Source organism: Fenollaria massiliensis (assembly GCF_023347705.1).
GTDB classification, from domain to species: domain Bacteria; phylum Bacillota; class Clostridia; order Tissierellales; family Peptoniphilaceae; genus Fenollaria; species Fenollaria massiliensis.
Map to the genome: position 1 here is coordinate 1594646 of NZ_CP096649.1, position 15242 is coordinate 1609887.

Below are 15242 nucleotides of genomic sequence, written 5' to 3' on the forward strand. Positions count from 1 at the left end.
CTCCTTTCCTTAATATTTGCATAATATTTTGAAAAATTGACGCTCCACAAGTGAAGCGCCATAATATCTACTCTGCTAATCTCTTATATACTATCGCAAGTGTTTCTTCTTTATACTTTTTGGAAGCCTCTAGCATGTCTTCGACTTTATGTCTTGTTTCTTCTCTGAAGGCTTCGTCTTTAAGTGATTTTAGGTTGATTGTAACGTTTAGTAATGCGCCTTCAACGCCTGTTTGTAATAGTAGGCAGCCTACGCCAACGTCTGTGATTGCGTTGATGTTGCCGTTTTGTGCGAATATCTTTTGCATTGCCATGGCTTCTAGGCCTAATTCTGCGCATCTGAATGGTATTTCTAGCGCGATTTTGTAGCCTTCTTGTATTTTTTCTGATCTGATTTTCTTTTCTTCGTCTGTTTCTTTTGGCATCTTAAGTGCTTTGATTACATCGTTGAATGCTGTTGAGTCTGTGTCGACGATGTCTTCAAGCTCTGTGCATACTGCTACTAGTTTTTTGGAGTAGTCTTTCATTGTGTTTTGGTCTGATTCTGGTAGCTCTGCGAAGGCTTTTTTGCTTTCTGTTAGCGCCATGACCATGTTTGTAAGTGATGCGCCTAGTGCTGATGAATAGGCTGCAACTGAGCCACCGCCTGGTGCTGGTGAGTCTGATCTAACTTCTTTTAAATAATCTCTTAGTGTTTTTTCGATTAACATAATTTTCCTCCTTGATATTTTGTATTTGGAATGGCTTTGCCTTGATTATGGCTGAGCCACGATGTATACTTTTTTGTTTTGTAAATTTTTTTGTAAATTGTCTTCCTTTATATATAGGGCCTATCAAATATTATTTATTTGCACTTCAAAAATCGTTTTCCTTCGCTTGCACATCGAAAAGATAGTTCCACGCAGCTTAGTTCATCAAATTGACAATTGCTAAGCTTGTCCGACTAAAAATCCATATTCGTTCGCTACGCTCCACTAGATGGATTTTTGGCCGTCGTCCTACGCAAAGCAATTGAAGCAATTTGTCTCAATGCGCTGCTTTTGGAACATATCTTTTCTCACTAATTACAGTTTTTTTCCAAATGCTGCGCTCATAAATAACAATTTTTTTTCACTATTGTATTAGAACCAACTTGAATTTCGCAGAGCAAATTGATGCATGAGGCGAATTGGAAATTTTTGACAAGCGATCCGTAAGATTAATCAAAGCTATGTTCGCTTTGCTCCATACCTTTGTAAACTCTGGCATAAGGCATGCATAGCCAATCGAACTTCGCTAAAGCTCGTTCTCTTGGTGCATAGACTTAACCGTACTAATGGTACGTGAGCATTGAAAAAAATCGAACGACTTCCAGACGAAATTTGAATGCGAAATTATATATTCAAAATTCCATCCAAAGAAATCCGTGCCATCCCCATAACCGTAATAAACGCTGAATCCTTATCCTCTAAGTAGCGCGTTTGTACTCTTGACGGTCTGTTCATGGTCTCGCCTTGTAGCATCTTGGCTTTGAGCTTTGTGGTTAATTTATTTTTTATCAAATAATAGTGCAGCGCCGCATTAGCGTATGCTGAGGAACTATCCTCTTCAAAGGCAAGGTCTTTTGTGTAATTCCTTACGTAATAGAAGCCGTCTTCCGCTTGGTAGAACAGGTGTACGTTTTCGACGCCTATGCTCTTAGCTGCGTCTCTGAATTTGAATTCGTCTAGTGTATAACCATAAAGTGCTTGTCTCGTCCTAACTGGTACGATGAGTGTATTCTCCTCTGCTTTCACGACCATTGCTCTAGCATCTTTTGCGCCATCGATACCGATATCTGCTGTAGAAAGGCTCATGGAGCTGAGCATATTTGAAATGTCGGGCGAGGTATTTAATATCTCTGGACGAGAGACTTCTATCTCTAAATTCTCTATCTTGTAGTCTTTGTAATAGATGTAGACTTTTTTCTTTGAATTTCTGTTCACTTCGTAGACGAGCTTGACACCATTCTCAATGGCTTTGATATAGCCAAGGCTTGTAAGCACGTAGAATAGTGCAAGTGAGCCTTGTCCGGAGCCTTCGAGTTCGGTTTTGCTTGTGAAGTATCTAGTTCTGAAAACGTCTTGGTCTACTGGCTCTGCAAAGGCTGTGAGGCTTGCTCTGAGCTCATTTGCGATGATTTGGTACTCTTCTTCTTTAAGGCCTTCTGCGTCGGCAACTACGCCGATGGGTGTTCCGCCGAAGCGGCATGTTGCGAAGGCATCGACGATGTATACGTGTAGATCCATACTAATCCTCCGTGATCAAGTCTGTAAGCCTTGTTAGGTCGTCATCTGTGTAATAATCGATCGTGATAGAGCCGCCGCGTTTTGTGTGCTTGATCGAAACTTTTGTTGATAAAAAGTCTTCAAGTCTTTCGCGAATGTCTTTGATGTAGATGTCTTCTGGCTTTGCCTTCTTTGGCTTACGTGTATTTTCTTCTGTCTTTTTAACTGTTAGGCCTGCGTCTTTTATTTTATGAGCAAGTTTTAATCGCTCTTCTTTTGTATCAAGTGATAAGATAAGTTTTGCGTGTGATACTGTAATCTCGCCCTTCTTAAGCATTTCAAGTATCTCATCTTCAAGGGATAATATCCTTGTCATGTTCGAGATATATGGACGGGATTTGCCAACTGCTTTGGCGATGTCCTCTTGCTTTAGTCCGTACTTTTCTTTTAATTTTAAATAAGCAATGGCCTCGTCATAAGGGTTTAAGTCCTCTCTTTGAACATTTTCAACAAGTTGAAGCTTGTCGACTTCTTCGTCTTTGTAGTCTCTCACGATGGCTGGGATGACTTTTCTATCTAGCTTTTTAAAGGCTCTGTAACGTCTTTCGCCGGCTATGATCTGATATTTGCCACTCGCCATTGGTCTAAGTACTATTGGCTGAAGTAAGCCGTTTTTCTCTATGGACTCTGCCAATTCTTTGATGGTATCGTCGTTAAATAGCTGACGCGGCTGTGCCTCTGTTGGCACTACCAATGCCATATCCATATCCACTAGCTCGTTTTTGGACTTTTCTGTGATTTCTGTGATGCTTTCAACGCCTAGGAGGCTGCCTAGGCCCTTGCCAAGTTTTTTCGCCATATAATCACCTTCCTTGCTTTTGTAAAAATTCTTCGGCTAGATTCATGTAATTTTCGGCTCCTTTTGAGGCTTTGTCGTACTCGAATATGCTCATCGAGTAGCTTGGCGCCTCTGCAAGACGGATATTGCGGTTAATGACCGCTGTGTAGAGCTTCGTGCCAAAGAAGTTTTGAACCTCGGAGAAGACTTCGGTGTGAAGATTATTTCTCGCGTCAAACATAGTGATTAGAACGCCTTCGATTGTAAGGGCTTGATTGTAATTTTCTTTGACTAGCTCTATGGTCTTAATGAGTTTCGAAACGCCTTCAAGTGCGTAGTACTCGGCCTGTATCGGGATGATAACTGAGTTTGCGGCTGCAAGGCTCATGATTGAAAGGATGCCAAGTGACGGCGGCGAGTCTATAAAAATGAAATCGTAATCACTTTTAATCTTGTCCAAACGGCGCTTTAAGATGTCTTTCCAATCGCCTTTTTGTGCAAGCTCGATCTCAAGGCCCGCGATGTCTGTCGATGAGTCGATGACATGGAGCTTATCTAGCTTAGTCGGCTTTATTAGTGATCTGATGTCTTTTTTATCGTCTGTAAGAAGCGTATATGTGGCTGACGTAGCCTCGCTGTAGTCTTCAAGAAGACCGCTCGATAGGTTTGACTGAGCATCCATGTCGACGCACAAGACCCTCTGACCAAGCTTAGCAAGCGCATAGCTTAGGTTGATGGCTGTCGTTGTTTTGCCGACGCCGCCTTTTTGATTAAATATGACAATAGTTTTGGACATGAAATCACCTCTAAGTTAATATTACCACAAAGCTACGTAAATATCAATAGCTATTTTAGACAAGCCAATTCTGTAAAAATTTCGCCTAGAGCTCGAACGATTGTAATAGATGTGTTAATAGGCTTGTTTAGTATGTTGTAAGGAATGTTCCACGTGGAACATTTTATGAAAATGGTTATCGGGCGATAGATGTTCCACGTGGAACATTTTTATTGAGATGATAAAATGTTAAATGCTTATGGGCTGCATCTATTTTATTCTCTGTATATAATAAAAGAAAAGTGATTTTTCTTTATGACTTATTTATTTAAGATCAAAATTCTGTTTTCACTATCAAATGACAGAAAAGTGTTATTAACGAAGTGACGCATCTGAGCAAATTGTGAAATTTATTAGCGAAACGAACTGCCCGAAAATTCATCTAGTGGAGTGAAACGTAACGAATATGAATTTTCAAGTGAGTGAGCTTTTAGAAATTTCCAATTTGTGAAGGCTAAGTCACGAGTAATACACTTTTCGTTAAATATTGCAAATAAATCACTTTTCGTTATTGAGCCAAACAAAAAAGAGACCATATCAAATATGATCTCTTATATATAATATAAATCGAATGCGAACTACAAGATCGGCTTAGTTTTAGGAAGATTCTTGTTACGTGGATATTTTTTCGGTGTATTTCTAACTTTTTTAATCACCACTATCGATCGATCAAACTCATCAAACAATCTATACTTATGCACATCTACAATTTCTCCGCCCATTGCAGCTATAGCTTTCTTTGCTTCGGCTGCTTCTTCATCTATATCTCCGCTTTTCATCGAAAGCATAAATCCGCCGACTTTCACAAAGCCGAGCATATACTCTGTAAGTGTGGCTAGGCGAGCGACTGCTCTTGAAATTGCTACGTCGTAGGCTTCTCTATGCGCTGCGACATGAGCAAGGTCTTCGCTTCTTGCGTGAACTGTCTCTATATCCTTTAAATCCAAATCTAAAATAACTTCGTCCAAAAATTTTAGTCTCTTCAACAAACTATCGTTGAGTAAAATCTCTTTTTCTGGAGCAAGTATCTTCAGAACTATGCCGGGGAAGCCGGCGCCTGTACCTACGTCTATTATCTTCTTCGCATTTTTTAATTCGGGCAGGGTAAGAGGGTAGGCACTGTCGGTGAAGTGAAGCCTGTCAACCTCGTCTGACTCGGTGATGCCAGTTAGGTTCATTACCTTATTTTTCTCCACGAGCAAGTCCTTAAAGCGCTCAAGTTCAGCAATTTGCCCCTCTGTAGCGTTTATATTAATCTCATTCAAATAATCTTTTAGCATATATATCCTTTCAAATGTTCCACGTGGAACATTATTTTCTTAAGTGTAGTAAAACGATCTCGGGCGGGTTGTTTAGCCGCGGCACAAGCTTTAGTCCGCGCGCTAGACCTCTCGAAACGACTTCGCATCTGCCGTTCGTCTCATATACGCCGCCAGCATACTTTGGAAATATTCCTTGGTTTGGCGCGAAAACTCCGTTATTTATAGGAGGTAAGCGCCATTGACCGCCATGTGCGTGGCCTGCGATGATTAAATCTGCGTTTATGTCCTTAAACTCATCCTTCGTTAGTGGCTTGTGCGAGAGAACTATGCGATAATCATGGCTATCTGTATCGGAAGCAAGCGTACGAGCCACATGCGCCGCATAATCTTTCATTCGCCAAGGGTGTCTATCTCTAAAACCCCAAATTTCTACATCATTTTCATCTGCTTTGATAATGGCTTTGCCATCGTCCAAAACTGTGATGCCCATGGAAGCGAGCTTATTCATATGCAGCTCTGCCTTGCCAGAGATGATCTCGTTATTGCCTAAAATGTAGTAGCACTTGTATTTCTTGATGCCTTCTATAAACTCATATCCTTTTTTATCGTCGACCTTATCGTCAAATATATCGCCAGGAAGTAGTATCGCGTCAAATGGAATGCTATCGACTATATCAAGCAGCTCTCTTTGTCCTTCTCCGAAGTCCATCGAATGCAAATCAGATAATATAATGAGATCCATATCCATCGGCGCTTTTACTGTGTATTCACTCACGACTAATTTTTTCTTCCACATGATGAAGAAGGCGAGTGCCATTAACAAGGCGATGCCAATTATTAAATAAATCATTTGCGTTTATTTATTTCCATATATATAATGATGTTGTTTATATCGGCTGGCGAAACTCCGCTGATTCTCGATGCTTGACCAAGGTTTGACGGTCTAAACTTTTCGAGCTTTTCTTTCGCTTCGGTCTTTAGTCCCTTGACTAAGCTATAATCAAAGTCCTTCAATGAACGCTCTTCCATCTTCAAAAAGTTCTCTATCTCTTTATTTTGCTTCTTGATGTAGCCGTCGTACTTGACAATTGTCTCGAGCTCAAGTATTTCGTCCGGCTTATCTAGTGTAAGCTCCATAAACTTAGCTAAATTATCGTAATGTATCTCTGGGCGGCGAAGGAGCTCCTCTAGTGTAACTGCGGTCTTAAGCGCTGTCGTGCCAAGGCTTTCAAGGTAAGCGTTTGTCTCTTCTTTGGGGCCAATGGATTTCGATTTCAATTTTTCAAGCTCGCCATCGATGCGTTTCTTCTTCTCAAGCATGTGATTATAACGCTCTTCAGATGCGAGACCTATCCTATAAGCGTACTCTGTAAGACGCATATCAGCGTTGTCCTGCCTTAGACTTAATCTATATTCGCAGCGGCTCGTCATCATACGATACGGCTCGTTTGTGCCTTTTGTAACGAGGTCGTCGATCAGAACGCCTATGTAGCCCTCGCTACGCTTGATAATAAAAGGATCCTTGCCCTCAAGCTTTAAGTAGCAGTTGATGCCTGCCATGATGCCTTGGGCAGCGGCCTCTTCGTAGCCCGATGAGCCATTGATCTGGCCCGCGAAAAATAGATTATCATGGCTTTTGGACTCAAGATTAAGCTTTAGTGAAGTGGGGTCGATCGAGTCATATTCAATCGCGTAGGCACTTCTCATAATCTCGGATTGCTCAAGCCCCTCTATCATCCTATACATCTCGACTTGCATCTCCTCAGGAAGGGCAGTCGAAACGCCTTGGATGTACATTTCATCAGTATCCGTGCCCTCTGGCTCGATGAAAACTTGGTGCTGATCCTTGTCCTTAAAACGAAGCACTTTATCCTCTATACTTGGGCAATAGCGTGGTCCTTCGCCAGTTATGTCGCCAAGCGTCCTCGCTGAGCGATCCATGTGTGCCAAAATGTATTCGTGCATTGGCTTAGTAGTGTATGTTAGGTAGCAAACCTCTTGATCCCTCTTAATAGCGTCCGCCTCATTCATAAATGAGAAGGGGACTATGGTCTTGTCGCCCTCTTGTACAGCCATCTTTGACGTGTCGATGCTGCGGCGATGGACTCTGGCTGGTGTTCCTGTCTTCATTCTACGTAACTCAATGCCATTCTCATTTAAAGACGCTGATAGATAGCGAGCAGGGAAGCGGCCATCGGGGCCCGACTCGTAATTTAGCTCGCCCTCAAATATTCTTCCTTTAAGGTAAGTGCCTGTCGCCAAAATTACTGCCTTCGACTCAAGTACAGCGCCTGTAGTCATGCGTACGCCAGTGGCAGTGCCATTATCAAAAAGAACTTCGTCCACTTCACCTTGGATTATGGTAAGATTCGGCTCGTTTTCAAGCGTCTTTTTCATCGCGCGGTGGTAGGCCTGCTTATCTGCTTGAACGCGCAAAGAGTGCACAGCTGGGCCTTTTGAGGTGTTTAGCATACGCGACTGAATGTAAGTTTTGTCGATGTTTTTCGCCATCTCGCCGCCAAGCGCGTCAATCTCGCGAACGAGATGACCCTTGCCAGTGCCGCCAATGTTAGGATTGCAGCTCATCGCAGCGATTGCGTCGAGGCTGATGGTGATGACGGCAGTTTTTTTGCCAAGGCGGGCAAGTGCTAGTGCCGCCTCGCAGCCAGCGTGTCCAGCGCCGACTACGACTGCATCAAACGTGCCTCTAATATATGTTTTTTCTCTTCTTTGCATAAAATCACTTCCTTTAATCTATTTGCCGATGCAAAAGTTTTGGAAAATCTTATCAAGTATCTCACTGTCAAGCTTCTCGCCAAGAATTTCGAGTAAGCTATCGAGAGCGCCTCTGATGTTGACTATGAGTAGATCGTAGACTTGTTTATGTTCGGCATCATTTAGTGCCTCGCTTATGGCTGCGTGCGCCTTATTAAGTAGATCCATCTCCCTGATATTAGCATAAACAAGGTCATCTTGAGTAATTTCGCCACCTAAGAACATTTCCTTAATCATGTCCTTAAGCGCTTCGAAGCCTTCGCCAGTCTTTAGGCTCGTTAAAATGTATTTTGCATTTTGCTCGAAATGGTCTAAATACTCGCCGTTTTCGCCTTCGTCTACCTTATTTAATATATATATGTGTTTTTTGTCTTGAACCATGTCAATGATCTCTTTATCGCCGTCCGTCATTGGCTTTGAATAATCAAAAACCGCTAGAACGAGGTCTGCGTCCTTGATTGCCTTCTTCGATATGGCGACGCCCATGCGTTCAATTTCGTCCGATGCCTCACGAATGCCAGCCGTATCCATAAGTTTAAGGCTGATGCCCTCAAGGTCGATGTACTCGGTGATCATGTCACGCGTAGTGCCCTCGATATTTGAGACGATGGCAGTTTCTTCGCGGGTAAATGTGTTTAGAAGCGAGGATTTACCTACGTTTGGTACGCCGACTATGGACGTTTTGATGCCGTCCTTAATTAGTGTCGATGTAGATGCGCGCCTAATGTGCTCATCTAAGCTATTTTTCACGCTTTCCAAAGTATTTGTGATGCGCTCGTAGCTAATTTCCTCTATGTCTTCTTCTGGATAATCGATAGCGACCTCGATATTTGCAATGAGCATCTTAAGGCTATCTGCAAGGCCATTAATAAAGTCACGAACTGAGCCATCAAAAGCTTTTAAAGACAAATTATAGCTCATGTCGGTCTTGGCGTTGATCATGTCAGCGACAGCCTCAGCCTGTGTGATGTCGATTCTGCCGCCAATAAAGGCCTTCTTTGTAAATTCGCCGCGCTCAGCAAGTTCTGCGCCATTTTTTAGTAAGAGATTAAGTATCCTTCTTTGACTAATTACACTACCGTGCGAATAAATTTCGACCATGTCCTCTGTAGTGTAGGTATTTGGCGCCTTCATAAACGAGATTAGAACTTCGTCCACAAAGTCTTCGCCGTCGTAGATCCTGCCGAAGTACATGTATTTATTTTTAAAATCATCTTTGCCGCTTGCCGAGCGAAAAATTTTATTCGCAATAGCAAAACTATTCGCCCCGCTCATCCTGATGATGGCGATGGCACCCGGCTGCATAGCAGTTGATATTGCACAAATCGTTCTCATTTCTTCTCCTTTGTATAATATTTTAGATTTTAAATATGAGAATATTTAAAATCGCAAGAAAAATTACGCAAGTAAATTTTCTTTAAATCGCAAGAAAATTTATCAAAGTAAATTTTCTTTTATTATTCATCGTGGCAAATACATTAGCATAAATAAAAAAGAGGCTATATAAGCCTCCTAATTACTTCGCTATGATACAAACTCTTCTGTGAGGCTCGTTGCCCTCAGAAAATGTTTTTACGCCTTCAATACCTGCTAAGGTTTCGTGAACGATACGTCTGTCATAGCTAGTCATGTACTCTAATGAAACCTTAGTACCATACTTTCTAGCCCTTTCACAACCTTGTATAGCAAGCTCTCTAACTTTTTCTTGTCTTTTTTTTCTGTAATCGCCGATGTCGATGTAAAGCCTCTTAAACTCAGTTAAACTCTTGTTTAGCTGGATTTGCGCTATCGTGTTCATAGAGTCCAGTACAGAACCCTTTTTGCCGATAAGTTTCGATGTATCATCAGATGTTTCGCCATCGATAAAAACGCTTATCATCTCGTCAGACTCTTCAATCTTGTACGAAGCCTTTACCTCAAATAGCCTTAAAAACTCGTCCAAGAAATTTTTTAATATCTTTATGTGCTCTTCATCAGCACTCACATGATTATCTTCATGGTGCTCATGATTTTCATGTTCTTCATGATTATGGTGTTCTTCATGCTCATGTCCATCTCCATGCTCGTGATCATGGCATCCGCAGTGAGGTTCACTCACTTCTTCGTAAATAACCTCAATCACAGCGTCCTTTGCGCCGATGCCTAAAAAGCCCTTAGTATCCTCATTTATAACATCAACAGTGAAATGCTCTCTACTCATACCAAGCTGAGTTTCAGCCTTCTTTATAGCGTCTTCAACAGTTTTTGCTTCAAATCTACTTTTCACTTACAATTACCTCCTCTTTTTTAATGATCCTATTTTGTACAAATTGTTGAATTGCAGCAAATAGGCTTGACACAGCCCAATAAAGAGCTAGTCCTGCAGGATATTTAATTGTAAAGAAAAATGTCATTAGTGGCATAAAATACTGCATTATGTTCATGGACTTTGCTTGCTGCTGGTCAGTCATGCCGACCTTTGGAGTAGTCACACTCATTAACAGAGTTACAAGCGTTGCAATTAGTGGAAGACCGTACCAATACGGATCAACTAAAGATAAATCCTTGATCCAGAAGAAAGTCTTTTGCATCGCAGCATACTTTGCTTCGCCAAACGCGTTAACAGCAGGATTTTGGCACACTTGGAAGAACGCAATCAAGATAGGGAACTGAACAAGAAGTGGAAGACAGCCGCCAGTTATTGACGCGCCCTCTTTTCTGTAAAGCTCCATAACCTTTTGAGAAGCGATCTGTTGATCATATCCATATTTCTCTTGAATCTCCTTAACCTTAGGCTGCAAATCCGCAGTCTTCTTCATCTTCTTAGTAGAAGAAATTTGTAAGGGTAGAACCAATAATTTCACGACAACAGTCGAGATTATGATAGTCATCGCTAAAAACGAGAAGTTTGCAGGCTCCGCGCCCATGCTAGCAAGCTGATCATATATGAAATTAAAAAGGTAACCTAAAATTTTACCTAACATATAAATCCTCCTAACGATAAATAAAGCCTAAAGGAAAACTATACAAGCGGGTCATAGCCGCCCTTCGACCATGGATTGCATCTTAAAACCCTTTTTACAGACAAATACAAGCCTTTGAAAAAACCATATTTTTCAAAAGCTTCCATCGCATACTCAGAGCAAGTTGGAGTGAAAATACAGCTGGGCCTCTTGTGAAAAATCTTATGTGCCACAAAGCGGTAAAATTTCACCAATAAAACCATAATCCTACTCATAAGCTTTATCCTTTAAAACATTTATTTTTCTTAACAAAGAAAGAAATCTTTTTCTAATCTTGTAGAAATCGTAGTCACAAACAGAGGGTTTAACCGAAATAACGATGTCATAAGACTTTTCAAAATCATTTTGATTAGCTTCGATAATCGCCTTTAGCCTTCTTTTTAATAAATTCCTCTTATTCGCCTTGCCGTACTTTTTACTTATAGCAAAACAAAACCTAGGGTTATCTAGATTGTTATTGCGGTAATATATTGTAAACGACTCGTTAAAGGCCTTCTTTTTAGACAAGAAAACCCTGTTAATATCTACTTTCTTTCTTAAACTCAAATATCTTTGCATAGCTAATTATGCAGATAATTTCTTTCTTCCTTTTAATCTTCTTCTTCTTAAGACATTTCTACCAGACTTAGTTGCCATTCTTTTTCTAAAACCATGTTCAACTTTTCTTTGTCTTTTCTTAGGTTGATAAGTTCTCTTCATTTATATACACCTCCTATAGTACATAAACTCCTATAGTAATTATAATTAATTAGATGCGCTTTGTCAAGAGAAAATTATAAAAATATTAATATAATAGATAAAATATGCGTATGGCAGAGCCATTTTATAAAAAAAAGAAGCCTTAAAAAGACTTCTATGTAGATTAGTTCTTAAGAGATGCCTTATAAATTGCGTCAAAAATTTGAGAAATAGTTAGAATTGAAAATATTAAAGACGCCGCCTTGCAGTAGATAACAGCATCAGGCATGACATTTTCTTCAAGACAAAAAACACCCGGATTAAAATACAATAGCAAGAATAGTCCCGCAACGATCAGCTTGAGTATGGTATACTCAAAAAAAGTAATTTTCTTGTTCATGATAAACCTCCCTTGATTATAACTTTATTATAACACAGTATGGGACGTGGTGCAAGATGATTTTAAAGGGGATTATGGTGGGGCGCTTTTACTTAATTTATTTAAATTAAAAATTCCAGACACTGTCTGGAAAATTGTTTAAGATTTTCTTCTTATATAGAAAAGTGATTTAGTTTTGCGATTAATTCTCGAAAAGTGTTTTCATAGCTTGCTACGTCTACGAAAACTGATAATTTCTAAGCTCGTTCACCTGTGGTCTCATATTCGTTCGCTTCGCTCAACTAGATGAGCCCACGGGCGGCTCACTTCGCCAAGAAATTTAAACAGTTTTCTCCGAAGGCTTCGCTCTGTAAAAGCACTTTTCTTTTATTTGTAGTAAATACAAAATTTTGATCTAAAAAATTTTCTTGTCAAAAAAATCACTTTTCTTAAATTTGCTTGAAATATTAATTTAGATATGATAAATAATTTTGCTAGAACTAAGAGGAAATTATTTTAAGATGAAGCTGTTTTACTAAATGCTCGTAATATAATAATTCGAAACTAGCGAAGACTTTAATTGATAATAATTAATTTCAAAATTTGCAGAGAAATTAAGATGATTTCGCGTTGTGCAGAATTTTTTGGAGTGAGGTGTGCAAATGCACTCCGCAACGACAAAATAATTCGAAACTAGCGAAAGGGCTTAATTTAATGCAAATTTTTATATTTCATCCAAAAACTGAGTATAGTACACCGGCAAATACTCTATATCTCCCTCTTTAAGATAATCTTTTGTGTATATAACAAAACTTTTTCCTATCCTTGACCTATATTTATCGATGAACACATCCAAGGATTTATGCGCCTTGTAGCCAGACGATTTCACTTCTATAGGGTAGATCTTATTGCCACTTGAGATAAGAAAGTCAAGTTCATACGATTTTTTATAATCTTCGTCATAAGAAGTGTTGAAGTATAGGTCATAGCCTAAGGATCTAAGCGACGTTGCAACTGCATTTTCATAAAGCATGCCAAGATTTACCTCTGATTTATTAGATAGCAATTTTTTATATATTTCATTCTTTGTAAATGGCTTATCCATAAACATTAGAGTAACAAAGAGGCCAGTATCTGAAAGATAAAGTTTGAACTTGTTTATGTCTTTAGTCAAGGCAAGCGATGCGCTTGGATCGGTGCTGTTGTATGAGGCGAGTACTGTTTTTGACTCGATAAGCTCTCTAATCTCGTCTTGAACCGTGCTTGGTCTTTCATTTTTTAAGACAGATGAAATTTTATATGAGCTTGTGTGTCTTGATAATTCTGAAGGGATGTTTTTGTATAGATCAGATGTAAAACCCCTGCCGTCAAGTTTATAGAAATCGTCTAGGTACAGTGTAATTATATTTCTCTTCACCATATCAACTTCTTCAAGATTATTGCTTTCAATGTATTTAGCTACTGCTTGAGGCATGCCGCCAACTAGCATATAAAGTCTAAATTTTAAAAGCATCTTGCGGTTTGCAGCTTCACCTAGACTAGTTCCATTCAAAAAGCACTCTCTTAAAATGTCATTGCTAGCAGTATCGCCTGTAGCCCAAAGAAATTCTTCAAAGTCCATAGGATACATGCTTAATTTTTCTTCCTCGCTCGGTATTAGAATATTCTCAACATTCTTCCTGATTGATATAAGAGAACCAGTCTCTATGTAGTCGTATTTACCGTCTTCAACCAAGAGTTTTATAGCTTGCCTAGCCTTTGGGCAAAATTGCACTTCGTCAAATATAATTAACGATTTTCTCTCAACAAGCTTAGTATTGAACAATAGTTGCAGCTGCATGAATAGATAATCAGTACTACTTAAGTCATCAAATAAACTTTTCAAGTCTTTACCAGCTCGTGAAAAATCTATAAGAATATAGCTTTCGTATTCATTCTTAGCAAATTCTAGGGCTATAGTCGATTTACCGATACGTCTTGCACCCTCAATAAGTAGAGCAGTGCTGCCTTTGGACCTTCTTTTCCACTCAAGCATCTTAGCATAAATTTTTCTTTTAAACATAGTTTCACCTCAAACCCGACAATTCTTTTTGGCGTTTTTATCACAAACCCGACAATTCTTTTTCGCACTTTTTCTGCAAACCCGACAATTGTTTTTCTTAATTATACCACAAACCCGACAATTGTTCAAGAAATTTTATCGGGGATTATAGTTTTGTGGGGATAATAGTGGGGCGCTTTTACTTAATCAAGACTCTCTAATTAAAATTGCTTAGAATTTTGCAATTTCACCTAAAATTTATTTTCTAAGTAAATTTTATTTTTTGACATCTTTTGTAAATTGAAGAAGATTTGTTTTTTAAGCAAGTTTTTATTTTTTCAATTTTACTAAGAATGATTAATTGTGATGAATAAATTTTCTTCTTATAACGAAAAGTGATTTAGTTTGCTATGAGTAGCGAAAAGTGTATTGCTCGTGACTTAGCCTTCACAAATTGGAAATTTCTAAAAGCTCACTCACTTGAAAATTCATATTCGTTACGTTTCACTCCACTAGATGAATTTTCGGGCAGTTCGTTTCGCTAATAAATTTCACAATTTGCTCAGATGCGTCACTTCGTCAATTACACTTTTCTTTTAATAGATAGTGAATACAAAATATTGATCTAAAATAAAAACCATTTATAAAAACCATTTATAATAAATCACTTTTCTTATGTTGATCTAAATATTTATTTTACTATAATTATTTTTTTCATCCTAAGAGGTATTATTTTATTATTAGCCTTGAAAAAAATGACAAAATAAAAAATCATAAGCATTTTGTCATATTTTTCTAGGAGCAATTGTTTAAAACTATTTGAATAAATTAAGTGAAATGAGTAAAAGCGCAAGACTATAAACGTGGTTTATCTAAAAATTTTCTAGAAAGAATTCCTAAAACTCGTCACGCTATTTAAAAGGTATAAACAACTTATCAACATAAAAGAAAAATAAATGTTGATAATTTTTTTATTTGTTGATATAATATAAAAGACATAGAAAATAGCGAAGATATTATCATGTATCTTGTTAATAATCTGTGGATATCCTGTGGAAATGTGTATAAAAATAAAACTTATCCACAGAAAACAGATATTTTTCTATGCACAAGGGGTTTTTAGTAGAAATACATATACATACAGATTCCTGTGGATAAATTATCCACATTGGACGGAGGTAAGAAAT

General features: G+C 38.8%; 15 protein-coding genes. All 15 read right to left on the reverse strand.

The window, feature by feature from the left end; genetic code table 11:
- Window positions 1-67: 67 nt before the first annotated feature.
- A complete protein-coding gene (locus M1R53_RS07500) occupies window positions 68-709 on the reverse strand; it encodes a cyclodeaminase/cyclohydrolase family protein (protein ID WP_249242599.1) in 642 nt (213 codons plus the stop codon).
- Window positions 710-1372: 663 nt separating this feature from the next.
- Entirely contained in the window at window positions 1373-2266 is an 894-nt protein-coding gene (locus M1R53_RS07505; protein ID WP_085839833.1) for a PhzF family phenazine biosynthesis protein, read from the reverse strand.
- A 1-nt stretch (window position 2267) separates the two neighbouring features.
- On the reverse strand, window positions 2268-3104 hold the full coding sequence (locus tag M1R53_RS07510; RefSeq protein WP_249242600.1) for a ParB/RepB/Spo0J family partition protein: 837 nt from the start codon (window positions 3102-3104) through the stop codon (window positions 2268-2270).
- Between the two features lie 4 nt (window positions 3105-3108).
- Window positions 3109-3879: a ParA family protein gene (locus M1R53_RS07515; protein ID WP_249242601.1), complete on the reverse strand. Its 771-nt coding sequence runs from the start codon at window positions 3877-3879 to the stop codon at window positions 3109-3111.
- A 617-nt stretch (window positions 3880-4496) separates the two neighbouring features.
- Window positions 4497-5198, reverse strand: coding sequence for a 16S rRNA (guanine(527)-N(7))-methyltransferase RsmG (gene rsmG / locus M1R53_RS07520; protein WP_249242602.1), 702 nt, complete (start codon window positions 5196-5198; stop codon window positions 4497-4499).
- 31 nt (window positions 5199-5229) lie between these two features.
- Window positions 5230-6030, reverse strand: coding sequence for a metallophosphoesterase (locus M1R53_RS07525; RefSeq protein ID WP_249242603.1), 801 nt, complete (start codon window positions 6028-6030; stop codon window positions 5230-5232).
- Entirely contained in the window at window positions 6027-7916 is a 1890-nt protein-coding gene (gene mnmG, locus M1R53_RS07530; protein WP_249242604.1) for a tRNA uridine-5-carboxymethylaminomethyl(34) synthesis enzyme MnmG, read from the reverse strand. Before mnmG ends, M1R53_RS07525 begins: the two co-directional genes overlap by 4 nt.
- A gap of 18 nt (window positions 7917-7934) precedes the next feature.
- Window positions 7935-9290 (reverse strand): tRNA uridine-5-carboxymethylaminomethyl(34) synthesis GTPase MnmE, encoded by a 1356-nt coding sequence (mnmE, locus tag M1R53_RS07535; protein WP_249242605.1) that lies wholly within the window; start codon window positions 9288-9290, stop codon window positions 7935-7937.
- A 181-nt stretch (window positions 9291-9471) separates the two neighbouring features.
- Entirely contained in the window at window positions 9472-10221 is a 750-nt protein-coding gene (gene jag / locus M1R53_RS07540) for an RNA-binding cell elongation regulator Jag/EloR (protein WP_249242606.1), read from the reverse strand.
- Window positions 10211-10918, reverse strand: coding sequence for a YidC/Oxa1 family membrane protein insertase (locus M1R53_RS07545; protein WP_019214999.1), 708 nt, complete (start codon window positions 10916-10918; stop codon window positions 10211-10213). The genes jag and M1R53_RS07545 overlap by 11 nt, the downstream gene beginning before the upstream one ends.
- Before the next feature lie 38 nt (window positions 10919-10956).
- Window positions 10957-11172, reverse strand: coding sequence for a membrane protein insertion efficiency factor YidD (gene yidD, locus M1R53_RS07550; protein ID WP_019214998.1), 216 nt, complete (start codon window positions 11170-11172; stop codon window positions 10957-10959).
- Entirely contained in the window at window positions 11165-11515 is a 351-nt protein-coding gene (gene rnpA / locus M1R53_RS07555; protein ID WP_283162600.1) for a ribonuclease P protein component, read from the reverse strand. Before rnpA ends, yidD begins: the two co-directional genes overlap by 8 nt.
- 6 nt (window positions 11516-11521) lie before the next feature.
- Complete coding sequence (rpmH, locus tag M1R53_RS07560) at window positions 11522-11656, reverse strand: 50S ribosomal protein L34 (protein ID WP_019214996.1); 135 nt, start codon at window positions 11654-11656, stop codon at window positions 11522-11524.
- 163 nt (window positions 11657-11819) lie between these two features.
- On the reverse strand, window positions 11820-12035 hold the full coding sequence (locus M1R53_RS07565; RefSeq protein ID WP_019214995.1) for a hypothetical protein: 216 nt from the start codon (window positions 12033-12035) through the stop codon (window positions 11820-11822).
- Between the two features lie 703 nt (window positions 12036-12738).
- Window positions 12739-14076: an ATP-binding protein gene (locus M1R53_RS07570; protein WP_249242608.1), complete on the reverse strand. Its 1338-nt coding sequence runs from the start codon at window positions 14074-14076 to the stop codon at window positions 12739-12741.
- Window positions 14077-15242 lie beyond the last annotated feature (1166 nt).

Coding starts and splice junctions, on each gene's coding strand:
- M1R53_RS07500 (WP_249242599.1), bottom strand. CDS start 709: ATGTTAATCGAAAAAACACTAAGAGATTATTTAAAAGAAGTTAGATCA.
- M1R53_RS07505 (WP_085839833.1), bottom strand. CDS start 2,266: ATGGATCTACACGTATACATCGTCGATGCCTTCGCAACATGCCGCTTC.
- M1R53_RS07510 (WP_249242600.1), bottom strand. CDS start 3,104: ATGGCGAAAAAACTTGGCAAGGGCCTAGGCAGCCTCCTAGGCGTTGAA.
- M1R53_RS07515 (WP_249242601.1), bottom strand. CDS start 3,879: ATGTCCAAAACTATTGTCATATTTAATCAAAAAGGCGGCGTCGGCAAA.
- rsmG (WP_249242602.1), bottom strand. CDS start 5,198: ATGCTAAAAGATTATTTGAATGAGATTAATATAAACGCTACAGAGGGG.
- M1R53_RS07525 (WP_249242603.1), bottom strand. CDS start 6,030: ATGATTTATTTAATAATTGGCATCGCCTTGTTAATGGCACTCGCCTTC.
- mnmG (WP_249242604.1), bottom strand. CDS start 7,916: ATGCAAAGAAGAGAAAAAACATATATTAGAGGCACGTTTGATGCAGTC.
- mnmE (WP_249242605.1), bottom strand. CDS start 9,290: ATGAGAACGATTTGTGCAATATCAACTGCTATGCAGCCGGGTGCCATC.
- M1R53_RS07545 (WP_019214999.1), bottom strand. CDS start 10,918: ATGTTAGGTAAAATTTTAGGTTACCTTTTTAATTTCATATATGATCAG.
- yidD (WP_019214998.1), bottom strand. CDS start 11,172: ATGAGTAGGATTATGGTTTTATTGGTGAAATTTTACCGCTTTGTGGCA.
- rnpA (WP_283162600.1), bottom strand. CDS start 11,515: ATGCAAAGATATTTGAGTTTAAGAAAGAAAGTAGATATTAACAGGGTT.
- rpmH (WP_019214996.1), bottom strand. CDS start 11,656: ATGAAGAGAACTTATCAACCTAAGAAAAGACAAAGAAAAGTTGAACAT.
- M1R53_RS07565 (WP_019214995.1), bottom strand. CDS start 12,035: ATGAACAAGAAAATTACTTTTTTTGAGTATACCATACTCAAGCTGATC.
- M1R53_RS07570 (WP_249242608.1), bottom strand. CDS start 14,076: ATGTTTAAAAGAAAAATTTATGCTAAGATGCTTGAGTGGAAAAGAAGG.